The sequence below is a fragment of the Alkalinema sp. FACHB-956 genome, assembly GCF_014697025.1.
Lineage (GTDB): Bacteria > Cyanobacteriota > Cyanobacteriia > Leptolyngbyales > Leptolyngbyaceae > Alkalinema.
Genome location: NZ_JACJRC010000051.1, coordinates 1 through 18,096, shown reverse-complemented (window position 1 = coordinate 18,096; position 18,096 = coordinate 1). Strand labels below are relative to the sequence as shown.

The window sequence follows — 18,096 nt, the reverse complement described above, 5'->3', positions numbered from 1 at the left end:
GTCAGCTCGAAATCGCTCGTCTGGTCGGACTGCGACCCTACAACGCGATCGCCTTCACCGGCCCGATCGCGGTGTTTGTCAGCGTCTTCCTGATGTACCCATTGGGCCAGTCTTCCTGGTTCTTTGCACCGAGCTTTGGGGTAGCGGGGATTTTCCGCTTCATCCTATTCGTGCAAGGGTTCCACAACTTCACGCTTAACCCCTTCCACATGATGGGAGTGGCGGGCATTCTGGGTGGAGCGCTGCTGTGCGCCATCCACGGTGCGACCGTCGAGAACACGCTGTTTGAAGATGGCGAAGGGTCGAACACCTTCCGTGCGTTCAACCCGACCCAAGCGGAAGAAACGTACTCGATGGTGACCGCGAACCGGTTCTGGTCGCAGATTTTCGGGATTGCGTTTTCCAACAAGCGTTGGTTGCACTTCTTCATGCTGTTTGTGCCCGTAACTGGGTTGTGGATGGCATCGGTCGGGATTGTGGGCATCGCGTTGAACCTGCGGGCCTATGACTTTGTGTCGCAGGAATTGCGGGCTGCGGAAGATCCAGAATTTGAAACCTTCTATACGAAGAACATTCTGTTGAATGAGGGCATCCGTGCATGGATGGCTCCTCAAGACCAGATTCACGAACACTTTACTTTCCCCGAAGAGGTACTGCCTCGCGGTAACGCACTGTAAGGTGCTGGAAGTTGGGTTAGATTTGAGAATCTTCAGACTTGAGAATCTAAACTTGCTGACAAATTAAGGTTGCCGGGATTGAGTTAACTGAATCCCACCATTCATTACTATGGCTATGACTTAGGAGGGGTCGATCGATCCCTCCTATGTTTTTTAGAAATCTTTGCAGTGTCTAGGATTGTTGGAGATTGCGACCGAGGAGGTTATGTCTGTAGCGGCTCCAAGAGAAATTAAATTAATGTCTTTTCTGATTCTGCTACCTTTCATCCTTCAAAATGAATGATGCCGATTTGCCGATTGATTTGCCGATTTAAGGTTAATAAAAAATAAAAAATCGCGCCAATTATCAAAAAGGTGCGATTTTTTATTAACCTATGTCGTCTATCAGTGATGGGGAAAAGTCTCTTCCAGCTAGTCGCTTTAAAGAAATTCTAGTCCTTGTTTTATATAGCAATCCGATCTGATTTATGAGCATACTCCGGTTCAAAGCCTTGCAGTCTCTGGATGGCTTTCTCACGATTCGCGTCGGATTGCTATATGTAAAACATCACTAGATTAGAGATTGTTTAACGAGGATTTGTCCAGCCGTTTAGACCCCCATGAGAAGCATCCAAAGGAATCCAGTCTCCAATTTTCACTACACTGCCAGGACCCTTTGCATCACTGTTGGAATCCATCATTTTAATTTCACGGCGGCCATTAATCTCACGAGCTTCCATAACAATGCCAACGTGTCCAAAGTTACTAAGAGGCTGGCCTAAATAGTATTGATCAGATCTCCCTTTGAAGGAGACAATTGCACCCCGTTTGGGTAATCCAGTCCGAGTAAGTGGCTCGAATAGATTTGAGTGACTACTAGCTACTCCAGAAGCCACATCTTTGCCATGACCATACCCACGCTGTGACGCATCTCCATTAAAGAAAACATCTTGTAGATAACGGACAATCAGGGTAACGCATTGTCCATCTGGATCCCAACGCTGATTAGGATCCTTGTGCTTCTTGAAGAAGTCTCCATCTCTACGAGTAATGCCCTTTGTACCTTCAGCCCACCGGAAAAACTCCTCGGCTTTTGACCTTGTTGCTGATAATGCCGGAACTTTAGAAATCTGCCAGACTTGATAAGGGTTCCCATCGGGCCGGGAATTCATGTAAATCTGATTTCCATTGCTTCCACCAGAGTCTAAAGCTCTTTCTGTAGCAACGTTGATAATCATGTGCCCCCCATTGGTGGGTTGCAGTCGCCATCGTTGGAATTTATTAAGTGGCATTTGCTGCGAGTTGAGGTAAGCTTGGTTCCCATTCGAACCACCACCATCCAATGCTCGACTGGTTTGATTGTTAATGATCATGAACTCGTTATTGCCAAGGCTGAGAAACTGCCAGCGCTGGAAACGATTCCATGGCATTGCTTGAGAATGCATATAAGCCTGATTGCCTCCATTGGCACCACCATCCAAAGGCCGACCTGTTGCTTTGCTGAAGAACATTGCACTCTGACTACGGGCTTCCCACCAATCGTAGGATGCAAATAAAGTTTTAACTTGTCCACCATCAGTTCCAGTACTGAAAATAGGTTGACCATTGGATCTATAAACGACAAGATTCCCATCCGCTTGCATGGCCAAACGTGAACCCGGATTGCGGTCTGTGTTGCTAGCCCAGAGTGGGTTACCGTTTTCGTAGAGAACCACGTTACCATCTGATTGGACTGCTAGGATATTCGCTCCAGTTCCATTAGTTCCTGTAGCCCATAAAGGACGTCCGGCAGTATTGTAAACTACGAGATTACCATCTGCTTGAAACACTAAACGAAAGCCGTTGCAAGCTCGTAAAGTCGCTCCCCGCCTATATTCAATGTTACGAGAGCTGGAGACAACAACTGCATTACATGAAGAATTAGCATTTACTGGCTTTTCAGTGACAGCAAGCGTTGTCAGACTCGTTGCAGTCATGCCAATTGCAATGAGTGCAGCCGCAACAGATTTTCTGTTGGTTTGTAGCTTATTGTCTGGGATAGTTACTGATGCAGATTGGCTATCAATCATAGCAGGTTGAGTCAATTTCAACATTCTGGATAGTTACTGGATAGATTTGAACGGTAAACCCAGAGGACAAATGATGAGAACCGCTAGAACTCACACTTGTACTCAAATTGAGTTGTCGATGAACCTTACATTGTGGTTGCTCGCCAATGTCCTGAATAGGTTAATGTGCAGGACTGCGCATGACGATTGACACATTCACTATCTTTTTTTATTTGACAGCGAAAAACCGTGTTTTTACTCGATTTCTTTAAAATAAGGATATTCAGAGTAATTTCGGAAATACTGAGGAGTTTGTCGAGTTAATATCCTGCAATCCTACGGAGGATAACAAGAAACTCCTGTTGTTTTTGTGACCTAATTTTGTCGCTTTTTCTTTTGAGATTCGTTTAAGCGTTTTTCCCAATCAGCATCTAGTTTGTCCCGTTGTTCAATTTCCTGATCCAATAAATCGCGCTCGGTTGTGTAAGCCAGATTCGCTTCATCGATCGCCTGCATTTGGGCAAACTGTTGGGCAAATTGGAGTTTCTCTTGGGTTTGGGCATCCGGTTCTTCTAAGCGAATCGATCGAAACTGACGATCGCGATTGCGGGCAGAAATCTTATCGTTTTTCCCCATCAACGCAAACCAACGCAGCAACGGGACTCCCAAGTAAAATCCACTGTACCCGATTGCAACTTGAGCAATCGATCGAAAGACCCCCCGTGCAGGAAGCGCTCCAGGTAGAATTCCTGCCGACCAGAGCGATAGAACTAGCAACAGAATCCCCAACAAGGCCGCCCACATTAATAACGACCCATCTGCATTACTAAACCGCCATAGTTGTTCCTTCAAAAATGGCTCATTCAGAAAAGGCTCAGGGGATTGCTGTCGGGACGGTTGAGTTGCCGTTTTCTGTAACTCTGGGAAACGGTAAACCAACTGCCCCGTCTCGCTCACCTCTGGGCTGCCCCCAAACCGCACCAAAACCGGCAGCATGTATTCCTCATACTCTTGGCTAAATCCCCTACCCAACTCATCCAAAAAGGGCGTCACCTGCTCCGCGATCACCACCCCATGCCGTTGCCGAATCACCTGCCCGATCGCTTGCCATCGCCGCTCTTCTAAATCGCGATTGGGGTCGCCATCCCCAAACACAAAGGAAAAGATGGCTTCCAGGAAATTCGTGGGTCGATCGCCTTCGCGGTAGCGCTGTTGACCCGGTCGAAAGGAATTAAAGTCGAATAACCAAAAGGGATTGAAGTTAAACCACGTTCCAAAGCTACGATCGTTATCATTCCGGGAAGAATCGGACTTGTAGAAGGAAATGCTAACAATCACACCAATGATCACTAAAGTTAGCAAAATCAGTAACGAGGCTCCAAAGGCTAACCGAATCAGATAAAACGCGATCGTCCAAACTCCCTGCAACCATTCCTGAAACTTGAGTTGCCAAAACTTATTGCGCAGAATCTCCCGAAAATTTTCAGGGAACTTGTAGGCAATATCTCCCGTATCCGTAACTTGTAAATGTCCCCCTGCCGCCGCCGCGATCGCTTGAATATCCCGTTCCGTGGTTGCGAGATCTAAGCCCGACTGCATGGCCACATCCCCCACGGTAACCCGATACCGCAGCCGTTCGATCGTCTTCATCACCGTTGGATTTAGCGGGGGATTTAACGGGGTTTGTTCTCGCTCAACCATGGGAATTGTCTAGGCTCCTAAAAAAATATCCGCTGAGAGTTTATTATGCTGGATGCCACAATCAACACCAGATGCTTCCAGTATAAAGTTCGCCGCAGGGTTTGCCGTTTCAGGAATGGGGCGATCGGAATCGGTAGATGACAGTATCTACCAAAGCCTTTGCTGATGTTGCTTTGACCGGATGCTACTGGAACCGATTTTAGAGTTGATATCCTTTCTGACACTTCGAGGGGAGACTCTAGGATCCCCAACCCCTGCCCCATCCAGTCCCTTGCGTCAACCAAATGAGTGAGTCTCGGTTAGTGAGTCTCGGTTGGTCAGTCGAGATTGCTGCGCAAGTTTGCATCAGATCCTTCCTATGGGCAGTATGAAAATCAGAGGTGTCATTTAGCTTCATTCACCATTCTTTTTGTGAGGATTAGGGTTATGTTTGGTCTTTCCCGGTCTTGGTCGAGACAGATTTTGAGCGCGATCGTCCTAGCCAGTGTCCTAGTGCCCCTTGCGCCGGGGACTTGGCAAACCCCCTTCACGCCCCCGGCTGCGGAAGCGTCTAGCTATATTCAGAAAGAAATTGCCAGTCTTAAGAAATCGCAACAACGCTGGATTCAAATCGATCTCTCGCGACAACGCTTGATTGCCTGGGAAGGGAACCGCTGGATCGATGCCAAAATTGTCTCCACTGGCAAAGCTTCCACACCCACCCGCACAGGGGTTTTTGAAATTCAAGAAAAATTCCGATCGGTGACCATGCGCGGTGCAGATTATGAAGTTCCCGATGTGCCCCACGCCATGTTCTATTCCGGTAACTATGCCATTCATGGTGCGTATTGGCATAATAGCTTCGGAACCCCCGTCAGCCATGGCTGTGTCAATCTGGCTCCCGATGCAGCGCGATGGCTGTATGGCTGGGCGCGGGTCGGTACGCCCGTCGTCATTCATGAGTGATGAGATCGGGCGTGATGGGTCAGAAATTGTCAATTCGGGCTAACTTTCGAGCTGCGGTATCTCTCCTCCGGGCATTAAGATAAATAGGAACAACCTCTAGAGGGTGTAAATAGACTCGATCGACCTTCTAGGGCAAATTCTGAGGCTAAGAATGACTTCAATTCTCGTTCGAACCCCACAAGTTTCCCCATTGAATTTTCCAACCATTCACCGTCTAGCCAATGGCATGACTGTCATTGCTGAACAGATGCCTGTTGATGCAGTCACGCTCAATTTGTGGCTGAATGTGGGTTCGATCGTGGAAAGTGACGCCATTAACGGCATGGCTCATTTCCTGGAACACATGATTTTCAAAGGGACGGAGCAGCTCGCCAGTGGAGAATTTGAATATCGCGTGGAGGAACGGGGAGCCATTACCAATGCCGCAACCAGCCACGACTATACCCACTACTACATCACCACAGCCCCCCAGGATTTTGCTGACTTGGCTCCGTTGCAACTGGACGTGTTGCTGAATGCCGCAATTCCCACCGATGGCTTTGAGCGAGAGCGCCAGGTGGTCTTAGAAGAAATTCGCCGATCGGATGATAATCCCCGGCGGCGCACCTATCAGCATATGCTGGACTTGGGCTTTAGCACCTTGCCCTACCGCCGACCTGTACTGGGGCCAACGTCGGTGATTGAGCAACTGACGTCTAGCCAAATGTTGGATTTCCATCGCCATTGGTATCAACCCCACAACATGACGGCGGTGGCTGTGGGCAATCTCCCGGTGGAAGACTTGATTCGTACCGTAGAACGTAGTTGTGAACAATGGAGGGAGGGAGTCCCTCGATCGACCGCATCCAACGCGATCGAAGAACGCCCCGCCTTGCTGGGTGAACAACCCTTTAATCAAATTATCCGCCAAGAATTTGTGGATCCGACGTTGCAGCAGGCACGATTGATGGTGCTGTGGCGGGTTCCTGGCGTGACAGAACTGGAAGAGACCTACGCGCTGGATGTACTGTCCAATATTCTGGGCCATGGTCGCACGGCGCGACTGGTGCAGGATCTGCGGGAACAGCGGGGCTGGGTGTCTGGAATTGGCGCAACCAACCTCACCTATCAACACCAAGGGTTGTTTTGTCTGACGTCCCAGTTGCCTGTGGAATGCGTGGAGCAGGTGGAGACCGCCATGATCGAGCATGTCCAGCGTTTGCAAACCAATCTGATCCCAGCGGTGGAGCTGGAAAAAGTTTGTACCCAAGTGGCCAATCACTTTGTCTTTGGTAACGAAACCCCCAGCGATCGCACGAATCTCTATGGCTATTACCACGCCATGACAGGCAGCTTAGATCCCGTCTTTACCTATGCCGATCGGGTGCGATCGCTGACGCCCCAGGCTTTGCAGGCAGCGGCTCAGAAGTATCTCACATGCGATGCCTATGGTGTGGTTGTTGTGAAGCCGAGTTGAACGGACTGGCGCTGATCGGGGCTAACGGAGACTGATTGGGACGGATTGGGCGTGATTGGGACTCATCTGGACTGATTGGGGCTAATCCGGACTCAACAGGGAACGTTATACTCAAAAAGGTGAGTACTTGATGGGGGAAACTTATGGCGTTATCCCATGCCATTTTGGTTGCGATCGCGGAAACGCCTTGCAGTGGCTACGACCTGTCGAAGCGCTTTGCGGGATCGGTGGGTTACTTTTGGTATGCCAGTCAGCAACAGATCTATCGCGAGTTGACCAAGATGGAGGAGCAGGGTTATCTCTCCAGCACGATCGTGCATCAGGAGGGGCGGCCCGATAAACGCCTGCTGACCATTACGGAAGCAGGGCGGGAATTGTTGCAAACTTGGATTGCTGCTCCCGCCGAAATTTCCCCCGTCAAGGATGATTTGCTGGTTAAGGTCTTCGGGGGTGGCCATGTTTCCCCGCAGGTCTTACTCCAGGAACTGCGACATCACCAACAACAGCACCAGATTAAGCTGCAAACCTATCGCACGATCGAAGCGCAATGTTTTGCCCCGTCGATCGAAACGATGGCCTGGGATAAGCGGTGTCGCTATCTCACGCTACGGAATGGCATTTGCTACGAAGAAAGTTGGCTGGCTTGGTGTGAAGAAGCGATCGCCGCCTTGGATCTGGAGGCGGATCTAGAAGTTGCGGCTTCAGGATTAGTCTGATGGGATGGGGGCATGCAGGGCGATCGAGATTCCCCCAGGCAATCTGATCATCAACCACCTCGATTTCCAGAGAGAATGCTATTTTGGTGTCTGAATCCAAGCCTCCCAGTTCCATGCGTGTCTCTTCATTGTTTTCTTTGGCTCCGTCCTCTCTGCTGAAACGATGCCTCCAACTGCTGGGGGTGAGTATGATCGCCGCCACGGCAATGGCCTCAGGCTCTGCCCAGGCAGCGGAGCGGATTTATCTGTCCTATGGGCTGCTGGAGCGATCGATCTCCTTTGAGGAACTGGAGAAGTATGCCAACACAGGGGAACTGAGTGACGACCTCTACGTTTACACCAGTTACGTCAATACGGAGCAACGCCAGCAGTTACGATCGGTGCTGAAGGCTAAGGCCGAACTCAGTCCGATCGCAATTTCCCAGTTTCTCTACAGTCCCCAAGGGGAAATTTTGCTGGGACGGTTGGGCCAGGTGATCCAGCCAGAGGCCAGAACCGATGGAGCCAAGGCCATCCGGGCGGCGTTGATTTTGGCCGCGGTCGATCGGCAAAAGGGGCTTTCGCCGCTGAATGTGGTGCGGAATTTTCCTACCCGAGGGATTCGGGTGGATCTGTTGCGAACCTTGCAGATTGCCGATGAGTTAGAAAAACTCGTGACTTGGACGAATTTGTATACCCAAGCGATCGAAGCTCAGGCGAGCCAAGGGGTAGGGGATCTGCCTCTCCCCACGCCGTTGATGGATCTGACGCAGCGGGGTCGCAATGGTTGGGATGTCTTGTCGTTCAACCTGCGGGATGATGGGCGAGTGAGTTCAACGGGCTTTGTGAAGCGGCGATCGTTTCCCATGAATCTCTACTTGCCTCGGTCAGTGGAGCGATCGGGGAGTCCTATTCCCTTCGTCGTCATTTCCCACGGCTTGGGGTCAGATTTAAACACCTTTAAGTATTTAGCCGAACACCTTGCTTCCCATGGGTTTGCGGTGGCGGTTCCCGAGCATCCTGGCAGTAATGCTAGACAGATGAAAGCCTTGCTAAAGGGCCTCACCGATGAAGTTACAGAAGCCAGTGAATTCCACGATCGACCGTTGGATATCACGTTTTTACTGGATGAATTGACTCGGAAAGCGCAGGGAGACACCCGTTTACGTCGCATCAATTTGCAACGGGTGGGGGTGTTGGGTCAATCCTTCGGTGGTTATACAGCGTTGGCCTTGGCGGGTGCACCGCTGAATGGCAAATCCTTGGCGGAAACGCAATGTACCCAGACCAAACAGGTGAATACGTTTAATATCTCCTTGGTGTTGCAATGTCTGGCAGCGGAACTCCCCAACCCAACGTACTATCTAGGCGATGCTCGGGTCGCCGCCGTCGTTGCTATTAATCCCATTGGCAGTGTGGCGTTGGGGCAAGACAGTATCGGCCAAATTAAAGTGCCGACTATGATTGTCACAGGCAATGCCGATACCGTTGCGCCCTCTATTTTAGAACAGGTTTTACCGTTTACTTGGTTGCATACCCCAGAACGATATTTAGTGATGGTCGATCGGGGCACCCATTTTTCCTTTTTGGCGGATTCTGACTCCCGTAATAATTCCTTGCCGATTCCACCGGAATTGATCGGTCCCAATCCTTTGCTAGCCCGTCGTTACTTAAATGGCTTGAGCTTAGCGTTTTTCGGCACCTACATTATGAAGCAGCCAGCCTTTCGTCCCTATCTGACGGCTAACTATACCCAAGCAATTAGTCAAAATCCTTTGCGTCTCAGCTTGATTACTCAATTTGATCCTGCCCAGGTGCGTCGCTAGGATCAATCTTTCGTTGCTTCAAACAGATAAAGCGATTCATTTTACATCAACGTTACTGTAGGTTGACGTGTCAATTTTGTGATGGAGAGAGTGTTCGATCATGGATGGATTTCTCAACTTAAATAAACCTCTGGGAATGACCTCCCATGATTGCATCTCACGACTACGGCGCTTGCTCAAAACCAAAAAAATTGGCCATGCAGGTACCCTAGATCCAGCGGCGGATGGAGTGCTCCCGATCGCAGTGGGACGAGCCACACGGTTATTGCAATTTCTTCCAACGGGTAAAGCCTATTGTGCGATCGTGCGGTTTGGTGTAACGACCAACACCGATGATTTGGAAGGGGAAATTCTGACCCAGCAGGCGGTGCCGCAGTTAACGTTAGACGGGGTGCAAGCGGCCATTCCGCAATTTATTGGCACGATGCAGCAAATTCCCCCCGCCTTTAGCGCGATTCAAGTCCAGGGCCAGCGGTTGTACGATCTGGCGCGATCGGGCAAAGCGGTCGATGTGCCTATGCGTACGGTGGAGGTGTCGGCGATCGAACTCCTGGCTTGGCGCGGTGGCGAGTTTCCCGAAATTGATCTCGCGGTGGCGTGTGGTGGTGGGACGTATATCCGCGCGATCGCCCGTGATTTAGGCCAAGCGGTTGGAACCGGGGCAACCCTGGCGGGACTCACCCGCACAGCGAGCGGTGGCTTTGATTTGGCTGCAAGTGTGACGTTAGAAACGATCGCACAGCAGGTGGAAGCCCATGAATTTCACCTCGTGCCACCGGAGCAGGTGTTACAGCATCTACCGGTTTGGTGCTTAGAGCCAGAACTGGCTCGCCGTTGGTGTTTGGGGCAGCGCATCTTTTTCCCAGAGGTGACGCAACCGATCGCGGATTGGGTGAGAATCCACGCAGAAACTGGAAAGTTCCTAGGGGTGTCGCAGTTGGAGACCCAAGAAGACGGTTGGCTCCTCCGACCTACGATGGTCTATGAACCGCAAGGATAAGCGGAGAGTCAGTCCAGGGCGTTTACCCAAACCGAGGGTGTAATCTCTTTGATTTGATCCTGATAGCTCCTCTCTAGGATGAATAGAGAAATATAAGGTTACAGGATTTGTTTTGGACTTCAATTCCTAAGGGCAGAGTGCATGGTGGTGGCGTTCCATAAATGCCTAACAGCACTCTGTCCTACTTTTTGTTGCAACTTAAGTGCGTGATACAAGCTTGCCAACAAGACATTCTTGAATTCTCTTTCTATTGACTGACTGCGTTGAGGGGGTTCTGCAAAGGAGGAGGACTGGGGAAGAGTGGATACCGATCGAATAAGTTCTTGAAGGGGTTGGGCAGGGGCTGGGTTCGACCGCGATCGAACGATGGAAGAGAGGAATTGTTGAGTAATGGGTGAGGGGCTGGGGCAGGAAATTGAGGCAGCGAATTCTCAATGGTGACAAAGAACTCTCTGACAAAAAAGTCTCTGAAGTTGAGGTTATCAATGAGTGATGAATTCCAGGGTGAGGAAACTTGAGCTAGGATGTCTTGGGTCTGGGTATGTTGGATTTGAACATAACCTTTCGATAGATCGGAATAATCAGAATGATAGGTGATCACTAAGTCTTCGTACTTTATTCCATCAACTAAACCAAACTGAAGCTTACTGTCAAAGCGATCGGAGAAAAATCTACTAATCTGTGTGATACCTTTACTTGGTCTGAGGATGATTGTACTCTCTCCTCTCCATAGGTCAATAGAATGGGAGCCCATTCCAGGATCAACTAGGTTATTGCCATTATCAATATATATTTGGCTTCGATCGTTCCCTAACTGAATGAAGTTATGGCCCCCATAAATATTGATATTATCCCTTCCCATTGTTGCGTCAATAAAGTTATTACCTGAGTTGACGGAAATAGAATTATTCCCAGTTCCACCTCGGAGGAAGTTGTTGCCTGCTAGTAATACGATGCGATCATTGCCATCCCCTGCATCAATCCAATTTCTGCCGGAATTAACTACAATTTCATCTGCTCCAGCTCCTGAGAAAATGGAATTATTGCCACCGCCTGCATCAATAAAATCTTCACCTGAGCCAGTGATAATATAATCATCACCTGCACCCGAAAGGACTAAATTATTTCCATCTTTAGCATCAATAAATTGATTCCCTACGAAGATTGTAATGAGGTCATTAAGATTGGTACTGATTACGCCTAAAAGATTACCAAAAGCTGCATCAAATTTAATAGTCTGAGCTTCAGAATAAAATTCTTCTACTTGTCTAATATGCCTGGGTAGATCAATCCAAGGATTTACAGAAGCTGGTCGCATACAATCAAAATTTATCCCTTGATAAGTAGATTTAACTCTCTCAAGTAAATTGCCTGGTGTTCTATCCAATTGATCTACTGGATCCCAAAAATTTGGAATACCAGAAAATTCATAGGATTCGTCAGAACGATGTGTATTCCCTGGAGCAGATTGTTTTTCTATCTCGAAAATCCATAGTAGATGTTCGAGAGGAGTTTTCCGATCAAGAGCTTGAGTATCGGCAATGCTGTTGTTGGAGATCGAATTGTTGGAGTCTGTTTCGGGGCTAGCTATGCTTGCTCGTCCTGGAGCCTTGCTGGGGAGCCCTGGGGAGAAAGATGGGAAAGGCGATTGGGCTACAACTCGGTTCTGCCAATGGTTGCCAGACCTAAATTCAAATTGATAAACCTGAAATGAACCGGGGTTCCCTAAAAATGTTGTGGAGGCGATCGCAGAAATCTGGGCGGTTGGTTGGGAACGATTGCTACTTGAATCAAGATTAGCGTGAGGATGATTCTGGATGACATCCGTCAGTGGGGTTCGTAAATTAAAGGGTGAAAATTTGTGGGGATTTAGCACTTCGATCGCGGGGATCTGCAAGAGAGCCATTGTGACCCACAAGTTGATCAAGGGATGCAGGGATGAATCTACCCACTCAGCGTATAAAAAAGGGGAGGGTAACCCCCAAGTCTGTTCAAGCTCCATCATCTCTTGGAAGGATTGGCTTTTCTGGGCAATGCCATGGCTAGGAAGAAGGGCATCGTTCCGGAAACGAAACTCAAACGATCCGCTGTCGTAATGTTCCTGTTCGGAGGGTGGGCGCAGGTAGGAGTCAATAAATTGGCTGGCGGAGATGGGGATTGAATTGCCACTGACGACATTGGAGATTGTCAAGTCTTCCATTTTTAGGGAGCCATGCTGCCAAACGACTTGTAACTCAATCCCATTCTCTCGGGCAATTTTGATATCGATGCCTTTTGTCAATGGGAGATGTTCAAAGGCGGTTGCAAGGCTTTCAGGAACCTGTAGAATTTCTACCCGATCGCCGAGCAACTCCCGAATGCGATAGGCCATATCTCGATGGATGCCGCTGGAGGATTCGAGTTTGGCAATCCAATGTGCACCAATACAAACTAGTGCATCTGTTGCTAGCAAATCTTCCACGAAAGATGCGAATTGCTGGAAGGATTCTTCCTCGATCGGTTCTCTGCCTAAAATGGCAGGAATGCTCAGCAAGACCACCTCAAGGCACCAATTTGTTGTCATACCTCTGAGCTATCTCCTTACCCTGTAATCCCTGACTTGCATCATGTACGCAAGCAACCAGTTGTTCTCAATTTAGGTTCTGCGTTAAGGGGGTAATTTATTCAAACAAGGCATGAATTACAAGCCAAATTTTCAAATTATTATGGTTTCTTCATTTTCGTTCCCGATTTGATTTCTACTAAGTCTGTAATTTGGCAGCGCAAAATTCGGCATAACTTAATCATCCTGGCAATTAATTCGGCACAAGTGTGATGGTTTTCCCAGGATTTGAGAGTCATCTCAGTGATGCCTAGTTTGTAAGCGAGGACTCTTTGGGTCATGCGTTGTTGTTCGCGGAGCGCTTTGATGTGGGTTCTCCATTGCGGTCGATCGCTCTCATCGAAGTAGATCAGGGGTTCATCGTCTGGCAGGGGGGTGATCAGGTCTTCGATTTGACAGTTCAATAGCTCACAGAGCTGAATGATGCGCTGGAACTGAATGGCTCCGACTTTGCCATGTTCCCAATTCTGAATCGTGGTTTCGGTTACGCCGAGTTGCACCGCTAGATCTCGCTGAGTCACCACAAAACCCTCTTCCTCTGACTGGTGGCGCAGTTTGGCAAGAGTTGAGACATAAACGGGCTTGTTGCTTTGAGCCGATGAACTCTCTGAGGCAGATCCCGCAGAGGCTATCTGGTGACGGCGGACTTTTGAGGACACATTAAGCATTAGGGTGGCTTACCTGAAAGAGGATAGCGCCATGCTTTCTCAAAGTCAATCCATAAAAAGCAACACAATTTTACTTGCTAAAGTATTGACACCAAATTTACTTTACCGTAATAATCATGACTACACATTCAAGTTGCATTTCAAATCGATGAGTAAGTTGGAATGTGGCATTTGTTCGGTCGCTTTGGAACACCTGAATCTGGAGGAACTGATGAATAACGTTACCTACTCTAATGATTACAGTTGGAATTCTGACTGGGTTTATAAAAATATAGTTGAGCAGCGAGGTCAGACTAAAGTCGTATTCATCAATGGAATTTTGACAGATGAGGCAGGATTTGATACTCAGAGAAGTGATGTGAAAAATGAATTAAAGCTTAAAGAGTGGGGAGATGCAGTAGTTACACCTGGATATGGGTCGCTTAAGCTGGAATCATTTTATAATCCTTCCAAAGGTCCAAATGCTGAGATACAAGAATTTCACAGTTCTCTTGTAGCAGCAATTTTCACCTTTGCTGTTAATAGGTATCGTGACTATTGGAAGGCAAAATTTCCTAATGCACTAGGGGCTCAGACTCCTGATGGAGTATTAGCTGATAAGTGGGCATTGTTGAACGGAGAAACAAACAACTATGCTGCATTTAAATTAAGTCAACTAATTAGTACACCCATTTTGGGGGCTGTACAACTTCTCCAGATGAATCCACTACAGAAAATCTTAATTGCAGATTTCGTAGACAGATTTGGAGATTTGGATGATATAGCCGAACGCATTGGTTTTGACCCACCAACTGATTTGATGGAGGCCTTAAGTCAATTCTTTTCTAGTGATCCTGCTCCTGCTAGTAAATCATTAAATCATCACATAAAAGACACAAAGAATAATGAAGTCGATTGGATGCAAGATGTATTAAATCATTTGCAAAACAATGTAAATAACTCAGTGATATTTGTTCCTCATTCGCAAGGGAACTTCTTTGTTGAAGATGGTTTGCTAGAAAGAAGAGAAGACTTTCAGAGCGCATTTGGTTCACGTATAAAAATAATTTCTCTTGGCTCACCAACCAATTACTCCACGCTGTCTCTTGATTCAGATACTCTCTCTACATTCACAAATATCATTCCGATTGTTGATCCAGTTGCACGTTTGAAAATTGATGTCAGAGCTTCAAATAAGGAGAAATTTCAACATCTTTTAGATTGGCTTCCAAATTTCTCAATTCAAGATATTTCTCAATCTGGATTTGGAGTTTGGATTGGGCATGATTTAGGGCGCTATTTGGGAAAAGATCTTGTTCTTAGCAATGGTATTGAAATTCCAGATATTGGATTTATAAAAACACCAGATGCTCCCTCTATCATTATCCCTGGTAGACAAGATGTTAGACCTCAATTCCAAAAATTTGCTGAAGTATTGAATCCAAAAGGATACTATTTCCCCAATAGCCCTATATTTGGGAAAGGTGTTATAGAAGGCACAGACGATGGAGACTGGCTGGAAGGATCTGATGATAGAGATACATTCAATCCCAAGGCTGGAAATGACGTGGTTCGCGGTAAGTCTGGTAGCGATTGGATAATCGCTGGTTCTGGCTGGGATTTTATTGATGGTGGTTCAGGAGAGGGAAATGACTTCGTTCAATATACTTCTTGGGGACATTCAATCACCGTTTACTCTGAATACATGGGTTTGAGGGGACAGCCCTTTCCAATGCCTAGTTCTGATATTTACCGAGTTGTCAAAGGTTCTTTGGATCACAAAGGAGACGTGGAAGAAGACATTCTGGTAGATATTGAAGGGATTTTTGGTTCCAATTTCTCCGATAAAATGAATGGGGGCGATGGCAACGATAATTTCTTCGGCAATGATGGAAATGATCAGCTTTTTGGAAACGGTAGTAATGATCTACTCAATGGGGGGAATGGAAACGATGATTTAGTCGGTGGCTTAGGTAATGATACTATTATTGGTGGTAACGGTGAAGATACAGTCTATTACACAAATTCACTGAATGGTGTTGTTGTAAACATTAACGAAGATAAAGCCTATCAGAACAACACAGGTCTCAGACGGCAAAATTCAGTTAACGATGCCAATCCAGATTTCTATTACAGAGACCTTGAACCTGACTTTTTTGTCGATCGAGGTGAGGCTCAAGATGGATTTGGAACTGTAGATAGGCTCAGTGGTTTAGAGAATATTCAAGGTTCTCTAAACAACGATATCTTAATTGGAAACCAGCTAGATAATAAGATCAGGGGCTTGGGCGGCAACGATCTACTGATTGGTAATGCTGGCAATGACATTTTAGATGGAGGTGCTGGTTCTGATACAGTCAGTTATCGGCGAGATCCATATGGAGTGCTAGTTGATCTTAGTCGTGGTCGAGCTGTAGACAGTTGGGGTGGTGTAGATATCCTTCTAGACATTGAAAATATTATTGGCTCAGATTCTGACAGCACTGATAACCTTGTTGGAAATGACGGAAACAATATCATTACTGCTGGATATGGCAATGATTATATTGTTGGGCTAGGTGGCGACGATACAATCTACGGCGAGTTTGGCAATGACACAATTATTGGTGGTCTTGGCAAAGATACAATCTTCGGCAATCAAGGGTTAGACATCATCTGGGGCGATCTTGAGGGTAACCCTGACATCGGTGACAATGACTATATTCGTGGCGGCGATGGCGACGATGACATCCACGCTGGCGGTGGTGATGATGTTGTATTCGGAGACAGTGGCATCGGCAATGACAGAATCTGGGGCGATGCAGGCAATGATGAACTGCATGGTGGTGCGGGCAATGACCTCATTGAAGGTGGTACTGGCAATGACCTGATTTTTGGTGACAGTGGAGCGGATTTACTTCGAGGCAACAGTGGGGCAGATGCTATTGATGGTGGTGAAGGTGACGATCTTGTGGACTATGGAGATGCACCTTCAGGAGTCATTGTCAACATTGATGAGAGCCGAGGCTATAACAGTAGTCAGCAAACCTATTTTGTACCTGGCTTTAGCTTTGAAATTAGTGCTGGTGCAGCAAAAGATGGTTACGGCTTCTCCGATGTTCTGAAAAACCTTGAGAATATCGATGGCTCAAAATTTGCGGATATCCTGATTGGCAACCGTTTCAATAATCAAATTCGCGGTTGGGACGGCAATGATATTCTCATCGGGCTGGCAGGTGATGATGACCTCCAAGGTCAAGATGGTGATGATATCCTGTTGGGCGGTGCTGGCAGAGATCGTCTTAATGGTGGAGCCGGATTTGATATTGTTTCCTACAGAGATGCCACGTCAGGCATTGCTGTTAGTCTGTATGCGCGGAGCGGGTGGCAAGGTGACGCTATTGGCGATGAAATTACAGAAACTGAAGGACTTGAAGGTAGCCAGTTTAATGACTACTTAATTGGGGATAATGGCAGAAATATCCTTCTTGGTCTTGGAGGAGATGATATCCTAGAAGGCTATGCAGGCGATGACACTCTCATTGGTGGAGAAGGCAACGATCGTATCGTCGGTGGGTTAGGTAATGATATTCAAATCGGTGGCCTCGGCGACGATCTCCACTATGCCGAACTTGGCAAAGACCTCATCATCGACCTAGAAGGCAATAACATCATCGACGCAGGGGAAGGTCACAACCTCATCTTCGCAGGCGCAGGCAACGATCGCATTACCGCAGGCCCCGGCAACGACCTCATCGACGCAGGCGATGGCAACAATATCATCCAAGCAGGCGAAGGTCATAACTGGATTAAATCTGGCTCCGGCAACGACTGGATCACCGACGGAGCAGGCAACGACTATATCCTCACAGGCGACGGCGACGACACCATCTACCTCGCTGAGGGACATAATATCGTCGATGCAGGAGCAGGCAATAACCAAATTTATAGCGGTCATGGCAACGATCTATTTATCCTCAGCTTCGGCTCCGGTACCAGCAAAATCTTTCAATTCAACAACAACGATCGCTTTGGCTTAATTGGCGGTATGAGCTTTGACCAACTCGTAATCACCGAGGGACGACAAGGCTGGGAATTTTTCACCCAAATCAGCCATGCCAGCACCGGCGATCGCCTCGCTCAGATCATGTGGACAACACCCAACCAATTCAACAGCAGTTTCTTTGTCACAGTAGAAGACCCCACCCGCACCTTTACTCAAAAACGCGATCAGCTCGCAGCTCAATTTAGCGATCGTCTGGTTGCCAACGGTCTAACAACCGCTATCCCTGGCTTCAACCCCAGCCCCACAGAACTCACCACGCCCTTAACTGCTGCAAATCCTACAATGCCGAACTACAACGCCCCCTTGATATAAGGTGATTTCCCAAAAAGCATCTTCCGTTCAGAGGGGATATAGCTAAAGCCAGCGACCTTAGGACGTAGACTAGAAGGGAAGTGAGTAATTCCCCCTGCTGACCATGGCCCGCCCCTACAGTGAAGATTTTCGACGCAGAGTCATCGAAGCGATCGAATTGGAC

At 47.8% G+C, this 18,096-nt stretch carries 10 protein-coding genes and 1 pseudogene; 7 read left to right on the top strand and 4 right to left on the bottom strand.

The window, feature by feature from the left end; all coding sequences use genetic code 11:
• Positions 1-677, top strand: a pseudogene (locus tag H6G21_RS24950) (photosystem II D2 protein (photosystem q(a) protein)); the annotation flags it as partial.
• 566 nt (positions 678-1,243) lie between these two features.
• Here the strand turns inward: H6G21_RS24950 and H6G21_RS24945 are convergent.
• Positions 1,244-2,749 (bottom strand): hypothetical protein, encoded by a 1,506-nt coding sequence (locus H6G21_RS24945; protein ID WP_190577295.1) that lies wholly within the window; start codon positions 2,747-2,749, stop codon positions 1,244-1,246.
• A gap of 330 nt (positions 2,750-3,079) precedes the next feature.
• The gene (locus H6G21_RS24940; protein WP_190577293.1) at positions 3,080-4,405 is read right to left on the bottom strand and encodes a hypothetical protein; all 1,326 of its coding nucleotides are present in this window, start codon (positions 4,403-4,405) and stop codon (positions 3,080-3,082) included.
• A gap of 426 nt (positions 4,406-4,831) precedes the next feature.
• On the opposite strand from H6G21_RS24940, the gene H6G21_RS24935 reads away from it, so the two are divergent.
• From H6G21_RS24935 to truB, 5 genes are all read left to right on the top strand, one after another.
• The gene (locus H6G21_RS24935) at positions 4,832-5,350 is read left to right on the top strand and encodes a L,D-transpeptidase (RefSeq protein ID WP_190577291.1); all 519 of its coding nucleotides are present in this window, start codon (positions 4,832-4,834) and stop codon (positions 5,348-5,350) included.
• A 151-nt stretch (positions 5,351-5,501) separates the two neighbouring features.
• On the top strand, positions 5,502-6,806 hold the full coding sequence (locus H6G21_RS24930) for a pitrilysin family protein (protein WP_190577289.1): 1,305 nt from the start codon (positions 5,502-5,504) through the stop codon (positions 6,804-6,806).
• A 143-nt stretch (positions 6,807-6,949) separates the two neighbouring features.
• Positions 6,950-7,522 carry a PadR family transcriptional regulator gene (locus H6G21_RS24925; RefSeq protein ID WP_190577287.1) on the top strand — a complete coding sequence of 191 codons (573 nt, stop codon included), beginning with the start codon at positions 6,950-6,952 and terminating at the stop codon, positions 7,520-7,522.
• 137 nt (positions 7,523-7,659) lie between these two features.
• Positions 7,660-9,327: an alpha/beta hydrolase gene (locus H6G21_RS24920; protein ID WP_242042046.1), complete on the top strand. Its 1,668-nt coding sequence runs from the start codon at positions 7,660-7,662 to the stop codon at positions 9,325-9,327.
• Between the two features lie 100 nt (positions 9,328-9,427).
• Complete coding sequence (gene truB, locus H6G21_RS24915; RefSeq protein ID WP_190577285.1) at positions 9,428-10,327, top strand: tRNA pseudouridine(55) synthase TruB; 900 nt, start codon at positions 9,428-9,430, stop codon at positions 10,325-10,327.
• A gap of 247 nt (positions 10,328-10,574) precedes the next feature.
• Here the strand turns inward: truB and H6G21_RS24910 are convergent, their stop codons facing one another.
• Positions 10,575-12,890, bottom strand: coding sequence for a calcium-binding protein (locus H6G21_RS24910; RefSeq protein WP_190577283.1), 2,316 nt, complete (start codon positions 12,888-12,890; stop codon positions 10,575-10,577).
• A gap of 140 nt (positions 12,891-13,030) precedes the next feature.
• Positions 13,031-13,453, bottom strand: a complete 423-nt coding sequence (locus tag H6G21_RS24905) for a helix-turn-helix domain-containing protein (protein ID WP_190577281.1) — start codon at positions 13,451-13,453, stop codon at positions 13,031-13,033.
• Positions 13,454-13,601: 148 nt separating this feature from the next.
• Between H6G21_RS24905 and H6G21_RS24900 the strand changes: the two genes are divergently transcribed.
• Positions 13,602-17,933 carry a calcium-binding protein gene (locus H6G21_RS24900; RefSeq protein WP_190577279.1) on the top strand — a complete coding sequence of 1,444 codons (4,332 nt, stop codon included), beginning with the start codon at positions 13,602-13,604 and terminating at the stop codon, positions 17,931-17,933.
• Positions 17,934-18,096 lie beyond the last annotated feature (163 nt).